The organism is Roseibium album (assembly GCF_001404515.1).
GTDB lineage: Bacteria > Pseudomonadota > Alphaproteobacteria > Rhizobiales > Stappiaceae > Roseibium > Roseibium album.
Genome location: NZ_CXWE01000008.1, coordinates 305,331 through 331,678, shown reverse-complemented (window position 1 = coordinate 331,678; position 26,348 = coordinate 305,331). Strand labels below are relative to the sequence as shown.

The window sequence follows — 26,348 nt, the reverse complement described above, 5'->3', positions numbered from 1 at the left end:
CACAGGATTACAAACCAAAGCGCCGCCCTCATCGGGCGGCGTTTATTGCTTCCAGGATCGCGATCAGGCGCCCCTACTGATCCGACCTGATCCTTTCAGCCGGATATGAAAATTCCGGCCTCCAGATTTCCATCAGCACCAGCAACAGAGGCAGCATGTACGGCAGGTAGATCCGGTCGTCCGGAAGCGGGAAGGTAACGAACTTCCCGCCGATGCAAAGTGTCAGCGCAATCACCGCGATCCACTGCCCCTTGGAGATCTCCCTGCCACTGCGTACCAGCAGCACGAATCCGAACAGGAAAACCGCGAGAAGCATCAACCAGTCATAAGTCTGCACGGTTCTGGCGAGATTGACGACAAGCGCCTTCACGTAAAGGGTTGCGTCAAACGCCGGAGCAAATCCGCGCATATCGTCCTGGTATTCGATGTTCGAGAAATAGAAGTGTGTCCACCAGCCAGGATGGTCTGCGGATCCCACGACGGGAAAATACAGGAAGACGCAGGCGACGAACAGACCGAGATAAATCAGCCTGTGTTTGCCGAGTGCAAGCGAAGCCAGCAGGAGAGCGAAAAACAAGAGGATGCCGTCCGGACGCACGAGAAACATCAGATAAAGAAACGGTGCGGCAAAGAGCGGCTTTTCGCGGCAGACGAAGTAAATGGCCGGGAGACTGAAGACGGCCATCATGAGGTCGGGTGTCGCTTCACGAGCTGAAAACACGTATCCGATCAGGATGGCGACAGGTCCGACAACAAGCAAGCCCTGCACGAAGTCCCGACGAAAACTCCAGACGATGATGATGAACCCGACAAGCGCAGCTGAAGCGGTCGAGATGATGGTTGTGGCATGGACATGCCCAGCCACATCCCCGAGTATCTTGATGGCCTCGGTATAGGCAACCTTCACGCGATACATGGGAAACAGGGAGACGAAGTGCTCCGGATTCTCGTACTGCCCGACGCGGTAGGGAATGCTCGCTGTTACCTTGTAGAACTGAAGATCGGACGCGGCATCCTGAACTTCCTTGTAGGCGGTTGCATGAATTTCTTCCGCCGTTTCAAGCCTGTCTTCCACGGCGATACCGACATACGCCAGAATGTCCCAGTTGTAGACGGGATTGAAATAGGCGAGCGCGAGTGTACCCAGTACGATCAGGGAAAAGACACCTACGGAGATGGTGTTCACGACGTTCGTGGAAAAGATCCGGCCAAGCGCATTCGAGAGGGGGCCGGACCGATGGCCAAATGCGGTTTCGATAGTCATGACTTGGAACAATCTTCTTTGTTAAGGCAACGAGCGGCGGTCTTCGTCCCATGAGACGAGCCCAATGATCCTGTGTCGTGGTCGCCTGCGATCTGTATCGATGCGGCCCCGTAGACCCCGGACCACCATCACCATAAAAAAGTCTGGCTAATAACTGCTTAAACGACTTCGGGACAAACTCCGGTCACCGATGACCTCCGCAGTTCTGGATCGTGCTGAGCCTCAGGAGAAATTATTCAACCCAAGACGGGATCTGACCTCGTTCGCTAGCGGTTCAAGTTCGGACGAGGGCACCGTTCGCAGTATGAGCAGCGCGACGATATAGACCGGTGCGGCAGCCATCACCGCCAGAACGAGACCCGGAATGCCGGAGACAAATTGCAGAACGCCAAGTGCGGCTCCAGCACAAAGGGCGGCGGCTGAAATGCTCTTGGTCAGTGTCAGAACCGGAACGTGGAGGTTGAGCACACGGCTGCAATAGATCGTGAGAATGCCCAGCAGAAGAGTATTCACAGCGCCTCTCGTCCATGCAGCGCCTGTTTGTCCGAAAGATGGAATAACGATCATCAGGGCCACAATTGAAAGGCCGCACCAGACAAGTGACATTCGAAGTTCATCGGAGCTGCGGTTCTTTGCGAGAATAGCGCGGGAAAGAACTGCGGCCAGCGCCTGAGCAATGGAAAAGACAAGCAGTATCACCGCCGGACCGACGGCTGGGGAGAAGTCGGAACCAAAGACAAGAGGGATGAGTTCGGGAGCAATTGCGGCTCCACCGATCGTGATTGGTGCAATGACGATGGACAACCAACGGATTGTTCTCTCGAAAGCATCGGCAAAGGCCCGGTCGTTCGCCTGATCGTGCAATTCCCCGAATTTGGGAACCACAAACGCGACAATGAAGAGCGCCAGCTGCGCGATCATGCCGGCCATCGTCAGGCCGATGGAATAAAAACCAACCTGGGTGATCGAAAAAAAGAACCCGATGATCGCCAGCTCGATCCGCGCTCCGAACAACGCAAGGATACTCCCTGAAATCCAGTTGTTTTTCGCATACCTGCGGATTTCAGTTGGAATTGGTTTTCTTTCGGAGGGTCTTTTTGCCAGATAGGATTTCAGGTCCATTGCTTGCGGCAGATGCCGAAGCGCGTGTCCGAGAATGGCACCCGCAGGTCCGAGAACGAGAGCACCGCCCAGAACGGCAAAAGGTTGGATCAGACAGCCGACCAGCGTCCGGTGCGCTGCCCGGTCGAATTGCCCCAGTCCCTGGGCCGCTCCGATCGCCATGGTCGAATAGGCATAGCTGAGATAGAGGGCGATGGTGACGAACCAGACAGTCGCGTTTTCGACCAGACCGCGCTGAAGCAACCAGAAAGCGTAACAGGCCATTGCGAGCGCAGCCACGACGGACGCCGATGCAAAGCGGTAAAACAATCTGCGGAACAAGCCGCTTCTCAGTTCCGGACTGCCGTCGGTGTCCCGAGCAATGAAGCGCAATGTCGCCTGGGGCATGCCCAGATCCGCAACAAGCGTGGCCACCGACATGAACCACAACGCATAGGCAACGATACCGGTTCCATCCACACCAAGGGTTCTGGCAACGATGATGCTGCAGACAAAGCCTGCGATCATCGACAGCATGCCGGCTGAAGTATTCACAACTGACATTCGCAACATGGATGCCATCAGGTGGGGCCCATCGCAGTTATTCCGTTGGCGTGTCTTTTTGTTGGTGCCCTAACGGTTTCCGGTATCCGCGATTCCGCACCGGATTTTACGTTATTTGCCGTCGTACAAGCAGAAACAACTTATAGATATGAGCAATTAAGATTTGATGATTGATTACCGGAGACCGTGCCCTAGAGTTCAATATATCTTGTTGCCACATCCTTCCAGTCAAGCATTTCGGTTGTGTTTGCTTTGAATGGCGTCTGCAGGGCGTTTTCAATGGCAGTCCGGATCGACGGTTCGTTTCCCGGTCGGTACCCGTGCCGGTTCACGTTGTCGCCGGCCGCGAAGTCCGGGCAGATTGCCGGTAGCTGCAGGTAGTCATACTGCATGAGCTTCATGCTGGAATCGGACAGGTATTCGGCATGGTCCTGATCGTGATAAGGGGCAATGCCAGCATCTGCATGCTTCAGGAACGGCAGTGTCTGGTCAAATGGCATGCGGCCGTATTCCGTTACGTTTTCGGGTTTCTCTTCCATCTGTGGGGTTCCGATGAGATGGAACTGGACGTCCGGAAAACTCCTGGCACCGACATGGAAGAAACCGGGGTCGAACAACATCGAACCGACGGTGACAACGTTCCTGCCTGCCGAATAGGGCCTTGGACCTATATTGTCGAATTCGGATTTCGACAATCCGTGCGGTATGAAATGAACGGGCCGACGATACGGTTCGAAATGTGCCGCCATCGCCCGTGCAACGACCACGATGTGGCTGATGGCGTCCCTGTCCCGGAAGAGCTGTTCTTCGATGAATGGATGTGCCCCCACAGTATCGAGCAGGTCAGACACAAGGTAGATGATTTTCGCCTTTGGAGCAGAGCGGCGGATCCGGCCGACCAGGCTCGCCGAGATGCCCGACTCGACAATGACGACGTCTGCAGATGCTGCAGCGTCGTCCAGGGCGTTGCATGTCGAGTTGATCCACCATTTGAACAAGCCACTGGTCAGGGACTTGAGGTTGCCCAGACCCTTGCCAAACGGATGAATGATCGAGCGCCAGAGGTAACAATCGACACCGTTTATGTTCTGCCACGTGTTGCCGGCCCAAAACAAACCCTTGCGGTGATCGCTCGAAAGAAGCGACAGCGGGCTGAAGCCGGTGGACACGAAACGGACATTGCAGCCGAGGTCGCGATAGGCATCGGCAAGAAAATGCAGGTTTGCGCGCCACCCGGTCCGGTAGTCGTGCCGTGAAACCAGCAGGATTTCCTCAGGCATTCAAAGACCTTTCAACGCATGTACGTGTTTATTGAGCTCCATTCATTCACATTGGCCGGAAAAGCCGTTGAAAAACGGTTTAAGCGCCACTGTTTGAGGCTTTTCACCATCTGCAGACGGTTGCAGGGACAAGGGATAGTCTCCCCACCAGTCGCCAGCGGCCCATGCCGTCCAGCCGATCCATGTATCGTGATTGTTGTTGAGATATCCGGCAACGTCCTTGAGACCCTCCAGGCAATCTTCCGACTGGCTGCCACCAAATTCACCGAGAAAACCCTTGAAATCGTGGTCTCTCATCCAGTCAGTTACCTTTTTTAGTGCGCTGAGCGCATCTTGCGTGCGTGGGCAGGATGCATGCGTTCCGGAGTAGTCTTCATCCAGATATTGATGGAACTCGAAAGCGAAATTGTCCGCCTTGTCGGAAATGTTCCGGAAATGATCCGCGTTCGACCCTCCATCCTGTTCGTCGAACCAGTGTGATGCGCCTGTCCAGATCGTGCCCGGAACCAGCACCAGTTGATCCGCGCCGCTGTCGCGGATCGCATCGAGACCCGCCTGTGCTCCCTCGAACCAGGTCTTGGCCGTGATGTCGGCAGGTTCGTTCATAAGGCCGAAGACGACCATGTCGTTTCCAGCGAAATAAGGAGGCAGCCGCCTCCAGAAGTCGGCAAGTGCTTCGCTCGTGACCTTGCCGGTTCCAAGCCGCTGACCCCTGTATTCGGCATAGTTGTGCAGATCCAGAACAACGCTTAGGCCACGGCTGTTGGCGGCTTGAACGGTGACCTGCAGGCGTGCGAGTTCGGCAGGATCGAAGTTGCCGAAAAGCTCCGGCTGCAGGCGTTCCCAGAGGAATGGAAGCCGGATCGCGGTCATTTCCTGCTGCGCCGCCCAGTCGAGTGTTGTTTCCGAAGGGTAGATGTAACCCTGACCGTGAATGGAACCCGGATCTCCGAACTCTGCGCCGGCAATATTAACGCCCCGCAGGCATGTGGTCGCCTGAGCCGATGCAGGCATTTGGACCAGGGCGCAAATGAACCAGAAGAGGAACGCAGGACGAATTGCAGCTGCAAGCCGAGGAGGAGACGGTGGAAGAGCGGAAGTGGGCTTGAACATGCGTTTGTTTCGGAGGCTTCTGCGTCAAATGGACTGGCGATAAAGGTATTGTTGATGGGCGGATGATAATGTGGTTCCTGATAACACCACTTAGCGAGTATCGCCGGATAACTTGGATGGACGCAATAGGTCAGCCGGACATCGCGGAAAACAACCCCACGAGCCTTTCGGGAAAGAATATTGTTCACGTCGTGAGGCAGTATTCGCCGAGCATCGGTGGGCTGGAAGATGTCGTCAGAAATCTGGCGGTTCAGCAGAAAGACCGGTTCGCCAGCGTCAGGATCGTTACACTCGACCGCCTGTTCACCGATCCGGGGACAAGTCTTTTGCACCACGATGTCATCGACGGCATTGAAGTGATCCGTATTCCCTATTCAGGCAGTTCGCGGTATCCGCTCGCTCCTTCGGTACTCGGACAGATTTCTGATGCTGATCTGGTCCATGTCCACGCAATCGATTTCTTTTTCGATTTTCTTGCAATAACGAGACCGGTACATCGCCGGAAACTGGTGGCCACGACACATGGCGGATTTTTTCATACGCGAAACTTCGCCAGGCTGAAATCTGTCTGGTTCAATACGCTTACGCGCTTGTCAGCGTCGCAGTATTCAGCGCTTGCTTGTTGCAGCACCAGTGATCTTGACTTGTTCAACAAGATATCTCCAGGAAAGTCGGTCCTAATTGAAAACGGCGTGGCGATTGAAAAATTCCGGAACGCCGCCACGCTTCATCCAGAAAGAAGACTGCTCACACTTGGACGGTTTTCTTCGAACAAGCGGTTGGAATGCCTGATTGAAATGATGGCAGTGCTTTGTGCCGAAGATCCCCGTTGGCATCTCGATATCGCTGGCATGGAGTCTGATCTGACGCGCAATGAACTGTTGCAAATGGCCGAAACCCGCGGAGTGTCCGGTAATGTCGACGTTCATGTCGGGTTGACGAATACACAGTTGAGGGACTTGATCACGCGGTGCAGTTTATTTGTCAGTGCGTCCGAGTATGAAGGTTTCGGGCTCGTCCTGATTGAGGCGCTGAGCGCGGGATTGATACCCGTTGTTGAAGCCAATGAAGCCTTCAGGGTCATTGCGGAGAAACATTCGGTTGTTCGCACGGTTGACTATTCGAAGCCTCGTCAGGCAGCAGATGTTGTAAAGTCGGAATATCTGGAGCTGGAACAGCGACCGGATCTGCGCGAAGACGCCGTTCATGCCGCCCGGGCATATGGCTGGCCTTCACGGGCGCGCCAGTACGAAGATCTCTACCGGTCTATCTTTGCAGCTTGAGTCTCGCCATGCAGCCAGTCAGGCTCGCTTCATGCGCTCAGATCCGGGGAATTCGGCAACTTGCGAAGGTTTTGATGGCCGCCTTGATGGTTTTACGGCTGAGAGGCGGACAACGTCGGCCGCGCCGGCAACTATCCAGAAGAGCGCAGCAAGCTTGATCGAATAAAATGAGTTGGAAATTGTCATGAGCAGCGCGATGTAGGTCGCGGCCAATGCCTTGAACTGTATTGCGCGCTGATCTTCGTAAGGTGCGAAAACATAGCAGGTCCACAGGGCGATAAGACCGATGGCGCCGATTTGCGCGAGTGAATAGGCAAAGCCGTTGTCTGCAAGGAACGGCACGTTTCCGTCGACACCGAACAGGATCTCCGGCGTGACTTTCTGCAGCAACTGGCTTGCGTGCACCAGTCGGCCTGCAAAATCGTCACTCCATCCGATCTGTGTCGACCAGCCTCCGTAGAGGCCGAGTGCGAAAACGATCAGCAGCGGCAAGCTCCACCAGGTCACTCTGGGCAGAAAGAGTCCGGCCACCGCTGCGGCGACCATTGCAATGCAAACGAACATTCCAAAACGGGCGTCTGGGAGAATGACGGCTGCGAAAGCGGCAGCAAACATCAGTGAGCGATAACGCATACCTGAACGGAAAAGCGCCCAGAGGCACAGGAAGGCGCCGAAATTGCCCATTGTCACAGGTTCCAGGAACACCGACGAGGCACGAACGTTCCCCAGGAATTCAAGAAAATTCCGTCCGTCTACGCGTGTGCTGGAGACAAAGAGATTGGAGCCTTCGATGAAATTGGCATCCGCACTCAGCGTCCCACGGGCAACGTAATAGTCGAAGATGCTCACGAGTCCGGTATAGACATCAAGAAAGACAAACTCGAAAAACCCGACCGACAGGACGACAAGGGCACTGATCCACACCAGTCGGTCCGCATCCTCGATTTGTCTGAAGTTCCTGCCGATCAAATAGAAGACGATCGGGATCAGGAAATCGCGGATCGCCTTGAGATCCAGCTCGGGTCGCAAGGTGAGGATCAGCGCCATGTAGCTGAAATAGAGCAGTAAAATCAGTAACAGCAGGGTGTTGCGGCTGAAGATCAGGAAAAGTGCGACTGCAAGCAATGCCATTTCCGACAGGATCACGTGGCTTTCGGAAATTCGGAACACATTGGTGTTCACGAAGGCCAGGACAAAATTGAAAAGAAGAGTTCCGACGACCACTGCATAGACGGCTTTCAGCCAAAGCCGGTACTGTGTCCGCTCCAGGTCCGGTGCTGTCGGGACCGCAATCTGGTGCTCATGCAGCGCTGAGGACAACATTTCCGATGATCCGGTCATACCAGGGTTCCAGGAAGGCGGCCGCGTGCTCGAACTCGGTCTCGTTGGTGTCTCCTACTGCCGTGATCAGAATGATGCCGTCGCAATGCCGTAGCAGGACCGGCAGCATCGGGCTTTCATCGATGTTCCCTGCGTCGACAAGCAGAATATCTTCATTTGCGGAGCCGAGATCGCCGCCTGACGCATATTTCTTGCGAGGATCGATGTGCTCCACACGAAGGTACCCGGCAAGACCGGCCGCATCGGCGTCACCGGCTGACCGAGGCACCGCGCCACTTGAGCTCGAAAGCTTGGCGGCAATCGTTTGAATGGCGTCTATTCCCGGAGTGACCGGTTGAGGTTTACGGGGGACTTTGGTTTCGTCCTGGCGATTGTTGGTCGTATGAGCAAAGAGGATCTCTTCACCCATATCATGGAGTTCTTCCGCGACGCTGCGAACAAACTCGGAGGTGTCGCCGGTGCGTCCGACCGAAAGAGCAAGGATGTTGGCTGGGCGATTATAGGCGATTGCATTTCTGAGTGCGTAGGCGACCCGAACCCGTGCGATTGCAGCCTTGGACTCCAGCTGTGTTCGATCGGTTCCGGCCAGATGCGGCAATCTTATCAGGGACGCGCTTTCCTGCGCCGGTTTGTTCAGGTTGGCCAGGATGGGGGCACTTGTTTGCGTGACAAGTTGCCGTTCGGACATCATGGGTCCCCTGAGAACTGTCAGCAACACCGCTCCCGACGCCGCAACAGCAAATCCGAAGACCAGGGCGGCACCAAGCACGAGAATTTTCTTGGGCCCGCTCGCAGTGGTCGGAACGGGAGCCTCGGACAAAATACGGGTCGTGCTTGTGTCGAGCTCCGGAAGTTCTTCAAGTTCTCTGGAGCGTTTCAGAAAGGCTTCGTAGACCGCCCGGCTCGCACCGGCTTCACTTTGCAGCTGCCGAAGTTCGATCAGGGCCTTGCCCTGCACCGTATTCTGCGACTGGAGATTTTTCGACTGCAGCTCGAGAGCGTTGACCGTCGACTGGGCCTGTTCAAAACGGTTGCGGACAGACTGCTTGATACGCTGCAACTCACTTTGTATTTCTCTTTGCGTATTTGATAGTTGCGAACGCAATTCAAGCAGCGTTGGATGGTTTGATCCAAGGGTTGTTGCGGCTTCTGCAACCTGTTGCGCCACCTGGGCATATTGGACCCTCAGTGAGCTCAGGACCGTGTTTTCTGTGCCACCCGGAACCGCACCTGCCTCCACGTCGGACAGCGTCAGGGGCGCCATCTGGTCATAGAGTGACTTTGCGCGCTCCAGTTCGACCCGTGCATCGGTGATTTGGGTGTTCAGCGCGTCCAGCTGCTGGTCGATGACGGACCCGCCGGAGGTGCTGATCAAACCTTGTCGCGCCTTGTAGGCTTCCACCGCAGCTTCCGCTGTTTCGACGCGTGAACGCAATTGCTGCGCCTGCTTGCCCAGGGTCGTGCTGGCTCGGGCCAATGCTTCGGTCCGGGTGCTTCGGTTTTGCTCGATGTAGACCCGGGCGGTTTCGTTGGCAATTGACGCTGCCAGCTCGGGGTCGGGATGGCTGACAGTGATCGAAAAGACGAATGATCGGCCCAGCCGAAAGACGTTGATCGCCTCTCTCAGGGCTTCCAGCGTTGCGGCCCGAACATCGGAAGAAGACCTGGAGTTGCCGGAAAGGCCACCTCCGATGACAGAAAGCAGCCTGTTTCGCAGGCCGGGCTGATAAAAACCCGGATCGATATCGAGCTTAAGGTTGTTGGCGACTTCGTTCAGGACACCCGCGGACAGGATCACGAAGGTCTGGCTATCAAGATCCATCGCTTGCAAGGTCTGGCTTCTGCCCGGCGCCGTCGGATCTGTGCCGATGATCTGAACCCCGTCCGGCTGCACCAGCAATTCCGCGCTGGTCTGGTAGACCGGCGTCTTGAGAGCGGCGTAGGTGAGGGCAAGGACCGCAAAGACGATCGGGCACACGATCAACCAGACCAGGTGGCGCCGCAGGATCGCCGGTATCTCTGACAAATCAATCATACTGCCATCGGTCTTCAGTTTCGTCGCATTCGCTGCATGCCGAGTTCATGACCGCCATCTTCCGGGTTCTTAGCCAGAAGACCGGTCACCATCCTCATTGGTAAACAAACATGATTAACGCATCGCAAATAAGCAGATCGGAACCGCCTCAACTTCGAGCAAGCGTTTAGAAGAAGTTTCTAGGTTAATTAGAAAATCGAGTGTCACGAAAACCAAGTATTAATAATAATATCGGCGCCATTTCTGAATTAAGTTATTTTAATTGTATTCGAGATAAGACAATTCAATCTTGAACAAAGACAAGACGGATAAAGTGCATTCAATACCATGTGGCTCTCCTTTGATGAATAAGGTGGATCTGAATCTTCCGATCAGGGCCGGTACATCGCCAATCGGTCCGTTGGCGATCTTGAGGATGAGCAGTGAGGAAGCTGTTCAGCTTGTGCGGTCATCTGTCCAGATGAGCTATCCGCTCGACATCGCCATTTGCAATGCACACACAACACTGACCGCTTTGGATAATCCGGCATTTGCCGAAACGCTTCGGCACATGACATTGTTGAACGACGGAATCGGCGTCGACCTGGCAAGTCGCTTTTTGAACGGGAAATCTTTCCCGGACAATTTGAACGGTACAGATCTGATCCCGGATATTCTCACGGAAGTCGGATTTCCCTTGAAGATTTTTTTGCTGGGAGCGACGGACCGCCACGTTCAGCTTGCAAAAAAACACATCGAAACGGTCTATCCGATGCACCATGTTGTCGGAGCCCGGAACGGATATTTTGACTTGGGTGAATGCTCGCACGTCTGCGAGCAAATCAATCGCGCCCGACCGGATCTGCTTCTTGTCGGCATGGGCAATCCGAGGCAGGAGAAATTTATCGTCGAAAATCGCGTCAGGCTGAATGCCACGGTGGCAATCGGCGTCGGCGCATTGTTCGATTTCATGTCCGGTTCAGTCGTCAGGGCACCGAAATTCGTACAGTCCATTGGTCTGGAATGGCTGTTCCGCCTGTTGCAGGAACCACGCCGCTTGTTTCGCAGGTACATCATAGGGATTCCGCGTTTCTTCATCGCACTTCTGAAGCTTAAATTTGGAAAGTCAGACACAGAAAACTAGCGCGCCGAACCGCGTTCAGGATCTATTGCTCGCCAGGACAATGCGTATTTTTTCAACCGTGTCCGCGACGGTCGTTGATGTCTTTGTCCATGGCGGTTTCGGCCGGTCAATCATGATTACCGGCAATCCCAGTCTGCGAGCGGCTTCGATCTTGGCGTAGGACCGTTCCCCACCACTGTTTTTCGCAACCAGATGCGTGATGCCGCGCTTACGCAGCAGTGACATCTCTTCCTCCGCCGAACTTGATGGCCGTGCCAGAACCAGTTCCCATTGTGGCGGCAAAGGTTGGCGAGGCGGCTCGATCATGCGCGCAACACCGAAAATGTCCGAACGAGGGTAAAAACGGGAGATTTCCTTGCGTCCAACTGCCAGAAATGCGCGGGACGCAGACGGCAGCGCTGAAACCGCATCCTCTATCGAAACAACCGGTTCCCACCGGTCTTCCTCGAGAGGTTTCCAGGCCGGACGTTCCAGGCGAAGAAGGGGCAGTCGACAGTTGCTGCAGGCCTCAAAAGCATTGCGGCTCATCTGCGCCGCAAAAGGGTGCGTCGCATCGATGACCAGGGTGACGCTCTCATCTTCAAGAAATTTTGCGAGCCCGGCTGTCCCGCCGAATCCGCCGATACGTGTGGGTACTCCAAGATCCGGTAGATCTCTGACAACGCCGGCGAAGGAAACGGTCAGGTGCAGTCCGGGAAACGTGCTGCTCAGCCTTTCGGCGAGCTGACGGGCTTCGAAAGTCCCCGCGAGCAGCAAAATGTGATCAGGTGCCGTCAAAGCCGCTTTCTCCCAGGACGTTGCCCTGCCGATCGGTTATCAGAACTTCCAGTGCAACCGGCGCACCCTTGAGAATTTTCCGGACTTCCAGCTTTGTTCGTTTTGCCAGCAAACCGCTCAGGTCGACATTTTCCTCCAGTGACCGGTCGAGTACTTCCTTTGCCGTATTTGCCTGGGCGGCATCGACGATGGAAGAAGGAGACGCACCGGCTTCTGCAAGAAGGTCCTGCAGAAAGGAAAAATCGACGGAACTCCGCGCTGAATGCAGGTCGAGCGCACCTTGCGCCAGCTTTGAGAACTTGGCGAACCCTCCGGCGAGGGTCAGCCTGTCGACAGGGTGATGGCGCAGGTACTTGAGCAGGCCACCGGCAAAGTCACCCATATCCAGGTAGGCTGTCTCGTCGAGAGAATATCGCGCCTTTACCGCATCTTCGGAGGACGTTCCGGTGGCGCCGACGACATGAGTCAGACCGATTGCGCGCGCGACATCGATACCGCGATGGATGGAAGCGATCCAGGCCGCACAGGAAAACGGGCGCACGATACCGGTTGTCCCAAGCACCGACAGTCCACCGACGATGCCGAGACGCCCGTTCATTGTCTTGAGCGCCAGTTCCGCGCCGCCGTCAATCGAGACTTCGATTTCCACATCACCTGTTGCGCCGTATTTGTCCGCGACTTCCCCGATCGCTGTCTGCATCATCTGTCGCGGAACCGGGTTGATCGCCGGTTCGCCCGGCGGGATCGGCAAGCCTGGCCGCGTCACCGTGCCGACACCGTCGCCGGCCTTGAACCGGACACCCGATCCGGGTTCCAAAATCCGCACGGTCGATGTGATCAGGGCGCCATGTGTCACGTCAGGATCGTCACCCGCATCCTTGGTGATGGTCGCGCTGGAAACATCACCGGAAATACTGTGCCGGGTGAGAATGAAATCGGCGGTGCCGCCTCTTGGCAGGGAAATCTCAACAGGGTCGGGAAATGTGCCGGTTATGAGTGCACAATAGGCAGCCTTGGCCGCAGCCGTTGCACATGCGCCCGTCGTCCAGCCTCGTCTCAGTTCTTTCGGTTCGTTCCTCGACATGCAAACTCTATAGCTGATGTTGCAGACCGGTGCGCGCTCCTGAGCGACATTGCTCTTAAATGTCGCATTCCTTGTGTTTTCCATCGCGCAGGTGCTTGGCGTTCCGGAAAATGCCGGATAAACAGAATTCATGAACGGTACTGACAAGAACAATAGTTTTCCCGATGGCCTGCCGGTTTTTGAATCTGGCTGGGTGTGGCTTGCCGGTGCCGGTCCAGGCGATCCCGGCCTCCTGACGCTGCACGCCGTGAACGGTCTGCGCCAGGCGGATATTGTTGTTTATGACGCTCTAGTCGACAGAAGCATTCTCGACTGGGTCAAACCCGGTGCAGTGACGGATTTTGCTGGCAAACGCGGCGGCAAACCCAGTCCGAAACAACGCGATATCACACTGAAGCTCATCGATTATGCCCGCGCAGGAAAGCGTGTGCTTCGCTTGAAAGGCGGCGATCCATTCGTCTTCGGGCGTGGCGGCGAAGAAGCCCTCGGTCTTGTCGAGGCAGGTGTTCCGTTCCGGATCATTCCGGGTGTCACTGCCGGTATCGGAGGTCTCGCCTACGCGGGCATCCCGGCAACTCACCGTGATTGCAATCAGGCAGTCACGTTCCTGACCGGTCATGACCAGACCGGTTTGACCCCCGATGCCATCAATTGGGACGGGATTGCAAAGGGATCTCCGGTAATAGTCATGTACATGGCAATGAAACATCTGGAGACGATAGCCGGCAAACTCATAAGTTGTGGGCGATCTGTTGACGAGCCTGTGGGCATCGTGTGCAACGCTTCCCTGGCCGGCCAACAGGTTCTGGAGACGACGCTGGGTCGCTGTGCGGTCGATGCTGCAGCTGCCGATATCCAGCCTCCGGCGATAGTCTGCGTCGGAGAAGTCGTGCGACTGCGCAATGGCCTGGATTGGCTCGGGGCCATGTCTGGCAAGATACTGACATCCGATCCACTGGATCTGCGCGCAAAGAACCGAACGGCAGATGCCGGATAGCGAGACATTCCAGGATCCCGGAGGGGTGTTGATTGCGGCACCTTCCTCCGGTGCCGGCAAGACGACGCTTACTCTCGCACTGCTAAGAGCCCTCCGCAATGCCGGTCGTCTGGTGGCGTCAGCGAAATCCGGTCCGGACTATATCGATCCGAAGTTTCACGAAGCAGCCAGCAGCAAACACTGCATCAACCTGGATGCCTGGGCGATGGACACCGATACGCTGCGCGCCCTGGCGATGGACCGGGCAGCAGGGCATGAATTGCTTCTGGTTGAGGGCGCCATGGGATTGTTCGACGGCGCGGCGAACGGGAAGGGATCCGCCGCCGAGCTTGCAGCGGTCCTCACTGTTCCCGTGATCCTTGTCATTGATTGTGCCAGGCAGGCTCAGTCTGTCGCAGCGCAGGTTTTCGGGTTTCAGAATTACCGGCCCGATGTTCAAATTGCAGGTGTAATCCTTAACCGCGTTGGCAGTGCGCGTCATGAAACAATGCTTCGTACAGCGCTCGCACCGCTGGGTGTGACCGTGTTCGGGGCCATCCCGCGTTCGATGGAATTGACGTTGCCGGAACGACATCTGGGTCTGGTGCAGGCGAGTGAGCACAAGGATCTGGAGACGTTTCTGGAAACGGCGGCAGAGCTTTGCCGCACACATGTTGATCTGGCTGCCATTGAAAGCGCGGCGACCTGTATTCCGGCTGCAGAAGCCATTCGGATGAACCTGCCGCCGCCTCTGGGGCGGAAGATAGCGGTGGCGCGCGACGTAGCCTTTGCTTTTTCCTATCCGCACCTGTTGCACGATTGGCAACGAAAGGGTGCGGAAATCGCTTTCTTTTCACCGCTTGCCGACGAAGCCCCAGGCCCGGATGCAGATGCGATATTTCTCCCAGGGGGGTATCCGGAACTCCATGCAGCGGTCTTGGCAGGGGCTGAAGGCTTCAAGTCAGGAATGCGGCAGGCTGCGAATGCGGGCACACTCATCTACGGCGAATGCGGTGGCTACATGACGCTTGGCGAAGGTCTCATCGACGCGTCCGGCGAAAGGCACGGTATGCTGGGTCTATTGCCTTTGGTGACGTCGTTTGAGGATCGCAAGCGTCACCTCGGATATCGCATGCTGGAACCCGTTGGCGGGTTGCCCTGGACATCTCCGCTCGCCGGGCATGAATTTCATTATGCGTCTATCGTATCCGAGGGAAGGGCTGACCGCCTGTTTTCCGCGCAAGATGCCGAGGGCAACAAACGAGATGACATGGGATTGCGGAGCGGCAATGTGATGGGCTCATTTGCCCATGTGATTTCGTCTTTTTGACCCGCCTCAAATGCAAGAAGATGAGGCAGGCAACCTGCCTGTATCGAACCCGTCACGGGATCGGTAAGGACCTGGAAAAACCGAAACCGTACAGTCGTCGGTCCAATTCATTCCGGATTGGCACACAGCTTTTGCTGCATCCATCCGGAATGACGCACCGAAATGTTAGGAGGCTTTCGCTTTCTTTTTCGGCCTTAGAACATGCACGTGATCGGCGTCGTAGAGCGCGCTGTCGCGGAAGTCTTGTCCCGGCTTCAGGGCATGGCCAACGAACACAAGGGCAGTCCGGGTGATCTTGGACTTGCGTATCTGGTTCGCAATCGTTGAAAGCGTGCCGTGAAGAAAGGCCTCGTCGGGCCACCCCACGCGATAGGCGACAATCACCGGGCAATCCGGTCCGTAATGGGGGACAAGCTGACGTTCAATCTCCCGAAGGTTCCGGATCGAAAGATGGATTGCGAGCGTCGCGCCGCTCTTGCCGAGCGTATCGAGGTCCTCATTGTTCGGCATGGCGGAGGACTGCATTGCCGTCCGCGTGACGATTACCGTCTGGGCGACTTCCGGGATCGTCAGTTCGGTTTTCAGGGCCGCCGCTGCCGCCGCGAACGCAGGCACGCCGGGGGTTACATCGTAATCTATGTCAAGTGCATCCAGCCGGCGCATCTGTTCCGCCGTCGCACCGTAGACCGACGGGTCGCCGGAGTGCACGCGGGCAACATTCAGACCCTTGTCATGTGCGTCCCTGATTTCGTCGATGATTTCATCCAGCGTCATGGGTGCTGTATCGATGACGCGCGCATCGTCAGGCGCCGCGGAGACAATCTGTTCCGGCACCAGAGACCCGGCATAAAGACAGACCGGACACGACTGGATCAGCCGTAGTCCGCGAACGGTAATGAGATCTGGATCGCCAGGTCCTGCGCCGATGAAGTGAACGGTCATTGGTTTTCTTCTGCCTTTTCGGTTTCCGGCGGTAAATCTGTGTTTGCGGGTTTGGGCGCGTCGATCCGCTTGGCGTAGCCGCGCGGCGTATAGACAAAAATGCTGCCGTCACCCTTCATGATCGCGCGTGAGTTCGAGGAACCGACCAAAACGGTCGTGAGCATATCGACTTCGTCGACAGTCAGCGCTTCAAGGGTGGTTACCCGCAGTGTTTCTTCCGGCCGCCCGAGATTGACACCGAGCACGACAGGCGTTGTTGCGGGGCGATGTTTCAGGAGGATCTCGCGCGCGGCTGCCAATTGTGTGCGGCGGCGCTTGGAAACGGGATTGTAGAACGCGATCACGAAATCACCTTCCGCAGCTGCCTTCAACCGTGTTTCGATGGCCTCCCATGGCGTCAGCAGGTCGGAGAGCGAGATTGCGCAAAAGTCGTGGCCGAGTGGTGCTCCGATCCGTGCCGAACAGGCCTGCAGCGCCGAAATGCCCGGCGCGTTGGTAATGCTCACGCGTTTTGCAGCATCCGAGACGCCGCCGAATTCCTCATTGCGGTGAAGCAGCTCGTAAACCAGCGAACCCATTGCATAAATGCCGGCGTCTCCGGACGAGATCAAGGCGACATTCTTGCCTTTGCCGGCTTCCTCGAGCGCGAAACGAACCCTGTCTTCTTCTGCGCCGAGCGGGAAATTGTGGTGCTTTTTTCCGGTGATGTGGCTTTCGACAATGTCCAGGTAAAGCGAATAACCGACCACATCCGTTGCAGCAGACAGGAGCCGCGTGGCTTCCGGCGTCCGCCATTCGTCCTTGCCGGGTCCTATCCCGATCACCGAAAGGTGCCCCCGGGATCTGCCGATGGTGGCCGGGTCTATCGGTTGGGGTGCGCGCGCGATGGCGCATGTGGCACTTTCTGTTTTCTGTTTTTCAACGACAAGTGCGCCGAAGGCACCGGACGCTGCCAGCGCCGCCCCTTCCGAAACACCGTGGCAACCGACTTCCTGAAAAACGATGTTGGAAGGGTTCTTGAGGCGCGGTGTTTCACGCTGAAGATCCTCGGCGGAGAAGACGCGCAGCGGCACGCCGAGATAATTGACCAGGTCGTTGACGGCAGCTTCATCCGCTTTCAGATCGATGGTCACGACGCAGGCGACTGCACCCCGGGCAATCCCGGCTTCCGCGAGCCGGCCTTCGACAAGGCCGATGAGTTCCGCCGGATCGCAGTGCCGGGCACAGCCGACACCAACCGCATATTTTTGCGGGTGGTAGACAAGCCGGGTGGGACTTCCTTCTACCGGTTTTTCGGTTGCTGCCAGCGCAATCGATGCGTTGTCGGACTGGTTGAGTTCGGCTTCCAGCAACCAGTCCGCCTGGCCTTCTATGCGAACATCCGCGCCGGACAGAAGTTCGGCCATCACCGGTTTTGCATCTTCCGGGTTGGCAAGGATCCATCCCTTTGGCGGAACGTCGAGGGCAATGCCGAGTTTCGTATCACCCGCCGTGGTGATCGCAGCGTGGCCACCCAGAGACTTTGCCAGGATCCTGGCAAGTTCGTTTGCACCGCGATGCCCGCCGAGCAGCGGGACGATGCTGGAACCGTCTTCCGATACCGCAATGACTGGCGGCTCGTTGCGCTTGTCCGACAGGATCGGTGCAAGTGCGCGGATCAGGATGCCGCTGGCGCAGAAACCGACTATCGGATGACCGGCCCTGAAAAGCAGCTGCAGATGTTCAATGGTTTCGTTGAACTGCGTATCCGCCGTTGGGACGCGGCCCGCCAGGCCGTGAATGCGCGCAGTTGAAAAGCGCTTTGCAACGTCTTCGGCTGTGTCCAGACCGGCTTCGTTCAGGACGAAAAGGATGGGGGAAGCGTCCACGCTTCGTCTCCCTTGTAGATGAGGATCATGGAAAAGTAAGGGGCGGTTTCGGCCTCAAGGTCAATGAGGCGATGAACCTTTTGCTCAGCCAGGCTGGCGCGTTCCACATAGCCGGCTCTTTCCAGAAGACCCATCCGGCCAAGCAGAGCCCTCAAACGGGAAAGGTGGCGTCCGACCTTCATGATGGCGACTGCCTGCGCTTCCGCAATCTTCTGTTCGATCTCGGTGTCCGGCAACGGTCCCGGGATCACTGTAAGAACATCGTTTCTCGACGTCAGCGGACGCTGGAGCTGGGCCGCACAGGCTGTGAGCGACGTGACGCCTGGAACGATTTCAATCGCAAAGCGATCGGACAGACGGTCGAAGAGGTACATGAAGGAACCGTAGAAGAACGGATCGCCTTCACACAGCGTTACGACGTCTTCGCCGGTTGCAAGAACTGCTGCAATCTCATCCGATGCCTTGTCGTAAATCTCCTGGGCGGGAAAACGATCGACACGCATCGGCACGACAATTGGAATTTCTCTTGCAGTGTGGGGGATCGTGCCGGCGGCGATGGAGCGGGCAAAGCTTTCGCCCGTATCCGGCGCCGGATAGGCAACAACTTTTGCCGACGCAATCAGCCGATGTGCCTTCAGGGTCATCAGTTCCGGATCGCCGGGGCCGAGACCGATGCCGTAAAGTGTTCCGCTCATGATCTGGTCAGGCTCCATTGCGTCACCGGCATGAGCGGGCGCCAGCCGGTCAGACCGCCGACAGCGCTTGCGCGGTGTATGGAAATTTTCTTCAAGTTTCCTCCAAGTGTCTGATAGGCCGCAAGCAGAACGGCTTCGCTCTCCAGCGTCACGGCATTTGCGACGAGCCGACCTCCGTGAGGCAACGCCTTGAGCACAGCATCGATGATGCCGGGCACCGTCAAACCTCCACCGATGAAAACGGCGTCCGGTTCGGGCAGACCCTGGAGGCCCTCCGGTGCGGTTGCGTCGATCAGCTTCAGATGAGGGACACCGAGAGCAACGGCATTGTCCATGGCCATCTGCCGGCGCTCGGCAAGGGGTTCAAGTCCGAACGCCTGTGTCCGGTTCGCGGCCCTGAGCCACTCAATGGCAACGGAACCGCAACCGGCGCCGATATCCCAGAGAACCGCGCCGGGATGCGGCTTCAGTTCAGCTAGCGTGACAGCGCGAACATCCTGCTTGGTCATCTTGCCGTCATGGTGAAAGGCTTCATCGGACAGTCCGGGCGTCCGCGGACGGATGTGGGTTCCCGGTTCGGCGACAACATCGAGGGCAAGCGTATGAAAGGCCGCGACTTCGCAGGACCAGTCTTCAGCGGTCGAGACAACCTGTCGTTCCTTTTCGCCGCCAAGATGTTCCAGAACGGTCATCCGGGTCTGGCCATAGCCCTCATCCGCCAACAGGTCCGCAACCTCACGCGGTGTGTCCGCACCGCTTGTCAGGATGAGAAGCCGGGCACCCGGATAGAGTGCGCTTCGCAACAGGTCGACGGGCCGGCCATGAACCGACAGGCACTCGCAGTCCTGCACCGGCCATCCCAAACGCGAGGCGGCAAGCTGAAAGGCGGAAAGGGACGGAAACACTCTCAACTGACCGGCACCGAAACGCCTGACCAGCGATGACCCTATGCCGAACCACATCGGATCGCCGGTTGCCAGCACCGCGATGCGCTTTCCATGCAATTGTGAAAGGTCTTCAAAAACCGATGCAAAGGGCGATGGCCAGGTTCTCTTCTCGGCAGATCCGACACTTGCCAGGTCGAGGTGACGGGATCCGCCATAGACGATTTCCGCGCGCACGAGTGCATCCTTTCCCCCCGGAGCCAGAACGCCGTCTTCACCAATGCCGATCAGGGTCAGCCAGGGAGAGGTCATTTGTCCTCCAGATGATAGGGCTTGATCTTTGTTTTCGAGGAAAGGGATTTCGGCCTGCCGTCGAGAGTGGCCGAAACCTGTCTTGTCCCGCGCGACATCGTTTTTTCGCCAGCGTGACCGCCTGTGTCTTCTGCACTGTTTTGAGCCACAACGCCAGGACGGGACAGAAACCCGCGCGATCGCATCGGCTTGCCGGTGTTTGTCGATCTCAGGCCCTTTTTGTTTTCGGTCACCGCTGTCTCAACTTTCTTCCGGCAGGCCGGCAGCAAGAGCATTGACCGCCGCAGCTGCCATCGCAGAGCCACCGCGTCGGCCTCTGAGGGCCAGAAACGGCAGGCCGAACGGGTTCTCGATCAGAGCGTCCTTGGATTCGGCAGCTCCGACAAATCCAACCGGAAATCCAAGCACAAGAGCCGGCTTGGCGCCACCCGAGGCGATCGTTTCAAGGAGATGGAACAGCGTCGTCGGCGCATTTCCAACCGCGACGACGGCACCTTCCAGGCGGTCCGTCCACAATTCAACGGCGGCTGCAGAGCGGGTCGTGCCAAGGTGCTTTGCCAACTCCCGAACACGTTTATCATTGAGAGTGCAGACGACATCAGTTCCCGCGGGCAGACGGGAACGGATGATGCCATGCGCCACCATCTCGACGTCGCACAAGACCGGTGCCTTGTTCCGGAAAGCGTCGTTTGCCGCGTCAAGCACCGTATCCGACCAGGCCAGTTCAGTTGGCAGATCCGTCATCCCGCAAGCATGGATCAGGCGCACGGCGATCGGGTGCAATTCCTCCGGCAAACAGGAGAGATCCGCTTCGTCGCGCACAATGGAAAAGGACTGACGATAGATCGCCGACGGGTCCTTCTCGTACCGGTATGCTGGTGTCGGTCGATCTGACAAATATTGCTCCCAGACCGGTGTTCCGCTCATTGAGCGGCTTCACCGGCGTTGTCTTCTTCTGCACCATCTGCTTCGGCTGCGTCGTCAACGTCCTGTTTCTTGCGGTCTTTCAAAGCGACGACGCCTGCAACGAGAGCGGCCCCGGCAAGAGCTGCAACGCCGATCCAGTGCGCGTGTCCGGCAAGTTCACCCAGGTGACCACCATGCGCAAAGGCTGCCGAAGGTAAAAGAACTGCAGCGAGGCTGGCGAGGACAATCCGGTTGATCATAATTTATCTCCCAAAGGCAGGTGCCGGAACCGGCAGTTGAATGACCGCGAAACAGGGAGATGAAAGCATGCAACCAACGTTGGCCGATTTTGAATCAGCCAAACATCGTGTTGCTTCGGACAGCTCCGGCCTTGGTCCCCTGAGTGGGTCAACCGCATCCAGAATCGCTTTCAGTCCCTGATAGGACGCCGTCAAGTTGCGGCAATCTAGGGGAGCGCTATTGGCGGATCAAGCGAGAAAACGACATCCATTGGTCGAAACAGACACATTGGATGACAGGATTTGTTTTTCTCCGGAATCTGACCTAATGAATTGAGCATCTTGAAAGGGGCATTCGGGTGTGAGGCACTTCCGGCTAAATTTTCCGGACTTGAGAACAGCAGGCATGGCGCTGCTGTTGCTGCCCTTCCTGTTCACCGCACTCGTGCCTCAGGGTTTCATGCCTGCTGTCGAGGCGGATGGTGGGTTCACCGTTACGCTCTGTACCACGGACGGGTTGCGAACGGTAACTCTGGACGCCAATGGTCTGGAAATTCCTGCGCCTTCGGAAGATGACGAAGATAGTTCACTCGCGCATGGACACTGTGTTTTTGCAGGTGTCGGTGCGTTTCTCGACACTCCGCAAGCAACCGGTTTCGACTTTCGACCCCATATCTCTGGTGTATCGAATTCGGGACATCACGGCATCTGGCTGCCCACCACGATAGCCGGCTCTCTGGGCGCGCGCGCACCTCCTCATGGGGCCTGAACCTCCAGTCAAAACCCCCAATCGTATCTGAAACCTGCCGGGCAGAGACCCGTTGCAGCAGGTTTTCAATGGAGTTCCCATGAGCACTTTTTCTCCGGACGCCAACAATGCGTCCAGGCCCAGCCGTTTCTATCTGGCGGCCTGGCGCTGGCACTTTTATGCCGGTCTTTTCGCCATTCCGTTCCTGACTGTTCTCGCTGTCACCGGTCTGATGATGATGTATATCGGCTACTTTGACGGCCGCGATGGTGAGAGGATTGCCGTTCCGGTTCCGGCAAACAGCATTGTCCTCTCCATTTCGGATCAGGCCAACGCTGCCCTTGAAAGCCGTCGGGGCGGCGCACCTGTGGAGTGGCTGAAGGGGCGGTCGGAAGACAGCGTTTCGGTTTTCCGGATCAATCAGGACGGCGCGCAGGAAATGGTTGCCGTCGATCCCTACACCGGCAACATCGTGGAAAGCTGGACCCGGCGTCAGGGTTGGTACGATTTCGCCGACGGCATTCACAGCGATCTTCTTCTGGGGATGCCCGGAGACCGGCTCCTTGAAATCGCGGCGGGTCTTTCCCTCGTCCTGATCGTGACCGGATTATACCTCTGGTGGCCGCGCGATGTTTCTCTGGCAAGAGCCCTTGTTCCGGACCTGACCCAGAAGGGACGAGCGCTTCTGAAAACGCTGCACGTGAACATCGGCATTTATGTTTCCGCGCTTCTCCTGACGTTCCTGATCACGGGCATGGCCTGGACGGGCATCTGGGGCGGCAAGTTCGTTCAGGCCTGGAGCACGTTTCCTGCCGAAAAGTGGGACAACGTTCCCCTGTCGGACGAAACCCACGCCGCGATGAACCACGGCGCGGTTTCCGAGGTGCCCTGGGCTCTGGAGCAGACCCGGATGCCGGCATCAGGTTCCGAGGCAGGTATCGAGGGAACAGCGCCCGGTGTTCCGGTCGACATCGACAGCGTTGCAACACTGGCCGGTGCGCTGGGCTTCAATGCAAGATATCGCATTTCCTATCCCAGGGGCGAAACCGGCGTCTGGACGATCAACCAGGATACGATGAGCGCTGATGCGGAAGACCCGTTTTCCGACAGGACCGTTCATGTCGATCAGTACACCGGCCGTGTCCTCGCCAATGTCGCCTTTGCCGATTACTCGGCAGCAGGCAAGGCAATGGCGGTCGGCATTCCGTTGCACATGGGTCTGATGGGTCTCTGGAACCTGATACTCAACACGTTGGTCTGTCTGTCGGTGATATTCCTGTGTGTCAGCGGCGCCGTGATGTGGTGGCTTCGCCGGCCAAAAGGCATGGCGCTGCGGGTTTTTGCACCGAAAACACCGGAGGATCTTCCGCATTGGCGCGGCGCAATGATCCTGATGTTGTTTCTGTCGCTGGCTTTTCCGCTGGTCGGTCTGACGCTGTTGAGCGTGCTTGCACTCGACTATCTGATCATCAAGCGGGTGCCCATGCTGCGCCGGGCGTTTGGCTGAAGATGGCTTCGGGCGTCGGGTTTTCCGGCGCCCGGTCCAATCTCTTTTTCAGGAAATGGCAGCAGCGTTATCTGCAAGGCCTGTAGGCGGTTGACGGCGATGTTGGTTCTCTGAAATTACCGCCATGTTGCAATTTCTTCTTCCTCGAACCGAAGTCGAACCATCGTGCTTGATCAATTGGAATTTTCTGGTGACCTGTGGGTGTCGCCCGGACCGGGTGGCTGGACGTTCATCACCCTGCCGGTGGAATGCGCCGACCAGATTCGTTTTCTGGCTGGTGGCCGGAAGGCGAAAAGCTGGGGCATGATCAAGGTCAAGGCCAGCATCGGCTCCTCGACATGGCGCACCACGATCTGGCCGGACAAGGCCTCTGGCTCTTTCCTGCTGCCGGTCAAGGCCGCAGTGCGCAAGACCGAGAAGGTCGCAGTTGGCGACAGGGTCGAGGTGAACATGACAGTCTTGGATGAGCCAGGCGGATAGAAGATGAAGCGAAACATCAAAGGGCTGACAGCAGGCCTTTCACCCTTATCCCGTCAAACGATATTGCAGGTCGAAAGTCTCGCAGGCGCGGCTGACGTCATCGAGACAGTCGACGAAGCCCGGCGGGCGCAAAAATTCGACTTCGACGGCAACCTGATGAGAACGTGGCCGGAACTAGTGGAAGAGATGGGGGCGGGCCTGGGCTTCCAATCCGGGAACAACGGTTACGATTTCGTGCTGGCGGCTTACAGAGACTGCATGCGTGACGTCATCGATGACCACGAGGCAGGCGTTTTGCTGGTTATCTCGAACGCAGGCAGGCTTCTCAACCGGGACAGGAAGTATTCGTTCAGTCAATGGGTGGAGCTGATCGGGGACGTGGCACTTTATGCCGGCGAGACGATAACAGACGGCCAATGGTGGGACCGCGGTCCACGCTATTTCAAGGTCATACTGGAGGTCGCTTCCAGTGCACGAACTTCGCGCAGATCGTGAGGTGCCGATTGGTGACTGAGCAGCCTCCGATCCCCGCGTCGTCCTGCGCGTTGATTGGCTCCAGACTGCTTTTGGTGGAAACATATCATCGCCTGTTATCAGGCGTCGGTTCGCCGGATTTGCGCGATCCTGGGTTGAAGAAAACGAGTTGCTAGAAGTGTTGAAGGTATGCATGAACCCGGTCGGCAAAGGAAAGGCGAGGGCCTGGACGTCACGTTACTGATCGCTACGTCTGCACTATCCCAAGCCTTGCTCGGATGCATTCCGCAGTCAATGACCGAAGCCTTTATTGAAGTGCATGAAAACTCAGCAGCTTGGAAGCTCGTCATCGCCTTCGATCAGGATAACAAGGTCAATCGGGAAATTTTCGATGACATTGCATCGGAACTCTTTGCTGAGCTGCACAACTTTGAGGAATCTGAACACGCGAAGGGAGCGAGCCAATTTGAAGCTGAATTCAGGGTCTATGACGTTCCGACGATAATTCTTCCCTCAGGCGGTGAAGGTGGTATTCAGAAGGCCTTTGCCTACAGGAAAATGTCCACGGAATTGTACGACGAGTTCGCGAACATGCCGGCGGACTAAGCAGCTACTGCCCAATCTCCGGCATCTTCCCGAGCGCCGATCAGCGCCAGACCGTTGGCGACGGACGTGAGTTCGTTGCCGCCGGAGATCTTCTCCGTTCCGAACCGGTTGGCGAACTGGTGGCGGACGGCGGGCACGAAGGAGGTTCCGCCCGTCATGAACACACGGTCGATGTCGTTTTCAGAAAGTCCCGCCTTTGCAAGCGTTGCGTCGAGGGCCTTGTCCATCTTGGCAAGGTCAGCGGCGATCCAGCCTTCGAACTCCTGGCGGGAGACCATCGCCCGGAAATCCGCACCGAGAGGGGCGAAGGAAAACTCCGCTTCGTCATCTGACGACAGCCTGGCTTTCGTTTCGGACACGGACTTGTAGAGCGGATAACCCTGGTCCTCGTCGACGAGTTCGATGAACAATTCGATCTTGTCCGCCTCCAGGCACCAGCGCAGCAGCTTCTTCATTTCCTTGAAATCGTCGGACGTCTTGAAGATCGACAACATGTGCCAGCGGGCGAAGTTGGAGAAAAGGTTTGGCGGGATCTCAAGGACCTTGCCCATGCTTTGGTAGGCCGATCCCTTGCCCAGTTTCGGCAGGACAACATTGTCGATGATGCGGTAATCGAACGTGTCTCCGGCAATTCCGATGCCTCCGCGCCCCAGAGGCGTTGCCTTCAGGTGCCCGGCCGCAGTCTCGAACCGCATGATGGAATAGTCCGTGGTGCCGCCTCCGAGATCGGCCACGAGAATGGTCGTGTCTCTTTCCAGCGACTGTGCATAGGAAAACGCTGCTCCCACAGGTTCCATGACAAACAGAATGTCCTCAAAACCGACCTTGCGAAATGCTCTGCGGTAACGTTCCATCGCCAGGGTTTCGTCCGGATTGTGACCTGCGAATTCAACCGGGCGGCCAACGACCAGCCGGGTACCGGCGGGATCGAAACGTGTCCCGGCGCGCTCAAAGGCGCAGCGCAGGAATGTTGCCATCAGGTCCTCGAATTCGAAACGCACTCCATAAACGCCCGTGCCCTTGAAAAGACGGCTGGCAGCGAAGGTCTTGAGCGACTGGATGAAGCGGACATCGCCAAAGCTTTCCAGGAATTGCCGGATCGCCCAGGGGCCGACTTCGGGATGAAGCGCCCGGGCAGCGCCGCGATCCAGAAAACTCAGGACCGTCGGCAAGGAGGTAAATGTCTCCTGCCTGTCCTGAAAATGAACTGGCTGCGTTGCTGATTGCCGGGCCGCCACCGCAACGGTGTTGGAGGTCCCAAAATCAAGTCCGATTGTTTCAGTCATTTCAGCCGTCCTCGTTTAGCGACGCGCAAACGCACCACGATCCGTTCGTCACCCGAAGCTGAAGTTCGTCTCATTTTCAGCATTCTCTGATCGAACTTCAGTTTCAAAAATGTGACGAGCAGGCATCCGT

The 26,348-nt window shown here is 57.0% G+C and carries 25 protein-coding genes; 9 read left to right on the top strand and 16 right to left on the bottom strand.

Annotation, left to right across the window (positions count from 1 at the left end):
- Positions 1-73 precede the first annotated feature (73 nt).
- From LA5095_RS25915 to LA5095_RS25900, 4 genes are all read right to left on the bottom strand, one after another.
- Complete coding sequence (locus tag LA5095_RS25915) at positions 74-1,264, bottom strand: hypothetical protein (RefSeq protein WP_055120299.1); 1,191 nt, start codon at positions 1,262-1,264, stop codon at positions 74-76.
- A 222-nt stretch (positions 1,265-1,486) separates the two neighbouring features.
- A complete protein-coding gene (locus LA5095_RS25910) occupies positions 1,487-2,920 on the bottom strand; it encodes a lipopolysaccharide biosynthesis protein (protein ID WP_158510441.1) in 1,434 nt (477 codons plus the stop codon).
- A gap of 200 nt (positions 2,921-3,120) precedes the next feature.
- Positions 3,121-4,209 carry a GumK N-terminal domain-containing glycosyltransferase gene (locus LA5095_RS25905; RefSeq protein ID WP_055120295.1) on the bottom strand — a complete coding sequence of 363 codons (1,089 nt, stop codon included), beginning with the start codon at positions 4,207-4,209 and terminating at the stop codon, positions 3,121-3,123.
- 42 nt (positions 4,210-4,251) lie between these two features.
- Positions 4,252-5,322 carry a glycoside hydrolase family 5 protein gene (locus LA5095_RS25900; RefSeq protein ID WP_055120293.1) on the bottom strand — a complete coding sequence of 357 codons (1,071 nt, stop codon included), beginning with the start codon at positions 5,320-5,322 and terminating at the stop codon, positions 4,252-4,254.
- Positions 5,323-5,438: 116 nt separating this feature from the next.
- On the opposite strand from LA5095_RS25900, the gene LA5095_RS25895 reads away from it, so the two are divergent.
- Positions 5,439-6,605, top strand: a complete 1,167-nt coding sequence (locus tag LA5095_RS25895) for a glycosyltransferase family 4 protein (RefSeq protein WP_082442970.1) — start codon at positions 5,439-5,441, stop codon at positions 6,603-6,605.
- Between the two features lie 18 nt (positions 6,606-6,623).
- On the opposite strand, the gene LA5095_RS25890 is transcribed toward LA5095_RS25895, so the two are convergent.
- Together LA5095_RS25890 and LA5095_RS25885 are read right to left on the bottom strand one after the other, a co-directional pair.
- Positions 6,624-7,946, bottom strand: a complete 1,323-nt coding sequence (locus LA5095_RS25890) for a hypothetical protein (protein ID WP_055120291.1) — start codon at positions 7,944-7,946, stop codon at positions 6,624-6,626.
- Positions 7,906-9,981: a GumC family protein gene (locus LA5095_RS25885; RefSeq protein ID WP_055120289.1), complete on the bottom strand. Its 2,076-nt coding sequence runs from the start codon at positions 9,979-9,981 to the stop codon at positions 7,906-7,908. Before LA5095_RS25885 ends, LA5095_RS25890 begins: the two co-directional genes overlap by 41 nt.
- 352 nt (positions 9,982-10,333) lie before the next feature.
- On the opposite strand from LA5095_RS25885, the gene LA5095_RS25880 reads away from it, so the two are divergent.
- Positions 10,334-11,104, top strand: coding sequence for a WecB/TagA/CpsF family glycosyltransferase (locus LA5095_RS25880; RefSeq protein WP_208992861.1), 771 nt, complete (start codon positions 10,334-10,336; stop codon positions 11,102-11,104).
- A 15-nt stretch (positions 11,105-11,119) separates the two neighbouring features.
- Here the strand turns inward: LA5095_RS25880 and LA5095_RS25875 are convergent, their stop codons facing one another.
- Together LA5095_RS25875 and LA5095_RS25870 are read right to left on the bottom strand one after the other, a co-directional pair.
- Entirely contained in the window at positions 11,120-11,881 is a 762-nt protein-coding gene (locus LA5095_RS25875) for a cobalt-precorrin-6A reductase (RefSeq protein WP_055120285.1), read from the bottom strand.
- Positions 11,868-12,965, bottom strand: a complete 1,098-nt coding sequence (locus LA5095_RS25870; protein ID WP_055120449.1) for a cobalt-precorrin-5B (C(1))-methyltransferase — start codon at positions 12,963-12,965, stop codon at positions 11,868-11,870. The genes LA5095_RS25875 and LA5095_RS25870 overlap by 14 nt, the downstream gene beginning before the upstream one ends.
- A 130-nt stretch (positions 12,966-13,095) precedes the next feature.
- On the opposite strand from LA5095_RS25870, the gene cobA reads away from it, so the two are divergent.
- Complete coding sequence (cobA, locus tag LA5095_RS25865) at positions 13,096-13,962, top strand: uroporphyrinogen-III C-methyltransferase (protein WP_055120283.1); 867 nt, start codon at positions 13,096-13,098, stop codon at positions 13,960-13,962.
- Entirely contained in the window at positions 13,952-15,271 is a 1,320-nt protein-coding gene (locus tag LA5095_RS25860) for a cobyrinic acid a,c-diamide synthase CobB (RefSeq protein WP_055120281.1), read from the top strand. The genes cobA and LA5095_RS25860 overlap by 11 nt, the downstream gene beginning before the upstream one ends.
- Before the next feature lie 165 nt (positions 15,272-15,436).
- Here LA5095_RS25860 and cobM read toward each other — a convergent pair whose 3' ends face one another.
- The 7 genes from cobM to LA5095_RS25825 are packed head-to-tail and all read right to left on the bottom strand — an operon-like array spanning position 15,437 to position 21,138.
- Positions 15,437-16,213, bottom strand: a complete 777-nt coding sequence (gene cobM / locus LA5095_RS25855; protein ID WP_055120279.1) for a precorrin-4 C(11)-methyltransferase — start codon at positions 16,211-16,213, stop codon at positions 15,437-15,439.
- A complete protein-coding gene (gene cobJ, locus LA5095_RS25850) occupies positions 16,210-18,081 on the bottom strand; it encodes a precorrin-3B C(17)-methyltransferase (protein WP_055120277.1) in 1,872 nt (623 codons plus the stop codon). The genes cobM and cobJ overlap by 4 nt, the downstream gene beginning before the upstream one ends.
- Positions 18,051-18,776, bottom strand: a complete 726-nt coding sequence (gene cobI, locus LA5095_RS25845) for a precorrin-2 C(20)-methyltransferase (RefSeq protein WP_186009656.1) — start codon at positions 18,774-18,776, stop codon at positions 18,051-18,053. Before cobI ends, cobJ begins: the two co-directional genes overlap by 31 nt.
- Positions 18,773-19,972, bottom strand: coding sequence for a bifunctional cobalt-precorrin-7 (C(5))-methyltransferase/cobalt-precorrin-6B (C(15))-methyltransferase (locus LA5095_RS25840; protein WP_055120274.1), 1,200 nt, complete (start codon positions 19,970-19,972; stop codon positions 18,773-18,775). Before LA5095_RS25840 ends, cobI begins: the two co-directional genes overlap by 4 nt.
- Entirely contained in the window at positions 19,969-20,205 is a 237-nt protein-coding gene (locus tag LA5095_RS25835) for a hypothetical protein (protein WP_144436168.1), read from the bottom strand. Before LA5095_RS25835 ends, LA5095_RS25840 begins: the two co-directional genes overlap by 4 nt.
- Before the next feature lie 7 nt (positions 20,206-20,212).
- Positions 20,213-20,899 carry a precorrin-8X methylmutase gene (locus tag LA5095_RS25830; protein ID WP_055120270.1) on the bottom strand — a complete coding sequence of 229 codons (687 nt, stop codon included), beginning with the start codon at positions 20,897-20,899 and terminating at the stop codon, positions 20,213-20,215.
- Entirely contained in the window at positions 20,896-21,138 is a 243-nt protein-coding gene (locus LA5095_RS25825) for a DUF6732 family protein (RefSeq protein ID WP_029061979.1), read from the bottom strand. Before LA5095_RS25825 ends, LA5095_RS25830 begins: the two co-directional genes overlap by 4 nt.
- Before the next feature lie 385 nt (positions 21,139-21,523).
- Here LA5095_RS25825 and LA5095_RS25820 point away from each other — a divergent pair, with 385 nt between their 5' ends.
- The 5 genes from LA5095_RS25820 to LA5095_RS25800 all read left to right on the top strand — a co-directional run bounded on the left by LA5095_RS25820 (position 21,524) and on the right by LA5095_RS25800 (position 24,932).
- Positions 21,524-21,886: a hypothetical protein gene (locus LA5095_RS25820; protein WP_055120268.1), complete on the top strand. Its 363-nt coding sequence runs from the start codon at positions 21,524-21,526 to the stop codon at positions 21,884-21,886.
- 79 nt (positions 21,887-21,965) lie between these two features.
- Positions 21,966-23,372 carry a PepSY-associated TM helix domain-containing protein gene (locus LA5095_RS25815; RefSeq protein ID WP_055120266.1) on the top strand — a complete coding sequence of 469 codons (1,407 nt, stop codon included), beginning with the start codon at positions 21,966-21,968 and terminating at the stop codon, positions 23,370-23,372.
- 165 nt (positions 23,373-23,537) lie between these two features.
- Positions 23,538-23,852, top strand: coding sequence for a DUF1905 domain-containing protein (locus tag LA5095_RS25810; protein ID WP_208992860.1), 315 nt, complete (start codon positions 23,538-23,540; stop codon positions 23,850-23,852).
- Between the two features lie 3 nt (positions 23,853-23,855).
- Positions 23,856-24,347: a barstar family protein gene (locus LA5095_RS25805; RefSeq protein WP_055120262.1), complete on the top strand. Its 492-nt coding sequence runs from the start codon at positions 23,856-23,858 to the stop codon at positions 24,345-24,347.
- 273 nt (positions 24,348-24,620) lie between these two features.
- The gene (locus LA5095_RS25800; protein ID WP_145902529.1) at positions 24,621-24,932 is read left to right on the top strand and encodes a hypothetical protein; all 312 of its coding nucleotides are present in this window, start codon (positions 24,621-24,623) and stop codon (positions 24,930-24,932) included.
- Here the strand turns inward: LA5095_RS25800 and LA5095_RS25795 are convergent.
- The gene (locus LA5095_RS25795) at positions 24,929-26,218 is read right to left on the bottom strand and encodes an Hsp70 family protein (RefSeq protein ID WP_055120258.1); all 1,290 of its coding nucleotides are present in this window, start codon (positions 26,216-26,218) and stop codon (positions 24,929-24,931) included. The two genes, LA5095_RS25800 and LA5095_RS25795, sit on opposite strands and share 4 nt — an antisense overlap.
- Positions 26,219-26,348 lie beyond the last annotated feature (130 nt).

Bases quoted from the DNA above. Each gene is read 5' to 3' on its own strand.
- LA5095_RS25915 (WP_055120299.1), bottom strand. From the start codon at position 1,264: ATGACTATCGAAACCGCATTTGGCCATCGGTCCGGCCCCCTCTCGAAT.
- LA5095_RS25905 (WP_055120295.1), bottom strand. From the start codon at position 4,209: ATGCCTGAGGAAATCCTGCTGGTTTCACGGCACGACTACCGGACCGGG.
- LA5095_RS25900 (WP_055120293.1), bottom strand. From the start codon at position 5,322: ATGTTCAAGCCCACTTCCGCTCTTCCACCGTCTCCTCCTCGGCTTGCA.
- LA5095_RS25895 (WP_082442970.1), top strand. From the start codon at position 5,439: ATGGACGCAATAGGTCAGCCGGACATCGCGGAAAACAACCCCACGAGC.
- LA5095_RS25890 (WP_055120291.1), bottom strand. From the start codon at position 7,946: ATGACCGGATCATCGGAAATGTTGTCCTCAGCGCTGCATGAGCACCAG.
- LA5095_RS25885 (WP_055120289.1), bottom strand. From the start codon at position 9,981: ATGATTGATTTGTCAGAGATACCGGCGATCCTGCGGCGCCACCTGGTC.
- LA5095_RS25870 (WP_055120449.1), bottom strand. From the start codon at position 12,965: ATGTCGAGGAACGAACCGAAAGAACTGAGACGAGGCTGGACGACGGGC.
- cobA (WP_055120283.1), top strand. From the start codon at position 13,096: ATGAACGGTACTGACAAGAACAATAGTTTTCCCGATGGCCTGCCGGTT.
- LA5095_RS25860 (WP_055120281.1), top strand. From the start codon at position 13,952: ATGCCGGATAGCGAGACATTCCAGGATCCCGGAGGGGTGTTGATTGCG.
- cobM (WP_055120279.1), bottom strand. From the start codon at position 16,213: ATGACCGTTCACTTCATCGGCGCAGGACCTGGCGATCCAGATCTCATT.
- cobI (WP_186009656.1), bottom strand. From the start codon at position 18,776: ATGAGCGGAACACTTTACGGCATCGGTCTCGGCCCCGGCGATCCGGAA.
- LA5095_RS25840 (WP_055120274.1), bottom strand. From the start codon at position 19,972: ATGACCTCTCCCTGGCTGACCCTGATCGGCATTGGTGAAGACGGCGTT.
- LA5095_RS25830 (WP_055120270.1), bottom strand. From the start codon at position 20,899: ATGAGCGGAACACCGGTCTGGGAGCAATATTTGTCAGATCGACCGACA.
- LA5095_RS25825 (WP_029061979.1), bottom strand. From the start codon at position 21,138: ATGATCAACCGGATTGTCCTCGCCAGCCTCGCTGCAGTTCTTTTACCT.
- LA5095_RS25820 (WP_055120268.1), top strand. From the start codon at position 21,524: ATGGCGCTGCTGTTGCTGCCCTTCCTGTTCACCGCACTCGTGCCTCAG.
- LA5095_RS25815 (WP_055120266.1), top strand. From the start codon at position 21,966: ATGAGCACTTTTTCTCCGGACGCCAACAATGCGTCCAGGCCCAGCCGT.
- LA5095_RS25805 (WP_055120262.1), top strand. From the start codon at position 23,856: ATGAAGCGAAACATCAAAGGGCTGACAGCAGGCCTTTCACCCTTATCC.
- LA5095_RS25800 (WP_145902529.1), top strand. From the start codon at position 24,621: ATGACCGAAGCCTTTATTGAAGTGCATGAAAACTCAGCAGCTTGGAAG.
- LA5095_RS25795 (WP_055120258.1), bottom strand. From the start codon at position 26,218: ATGACTGAAACAATCGGACTTGATTTTGGGACCTCCAACACCGTTGCG.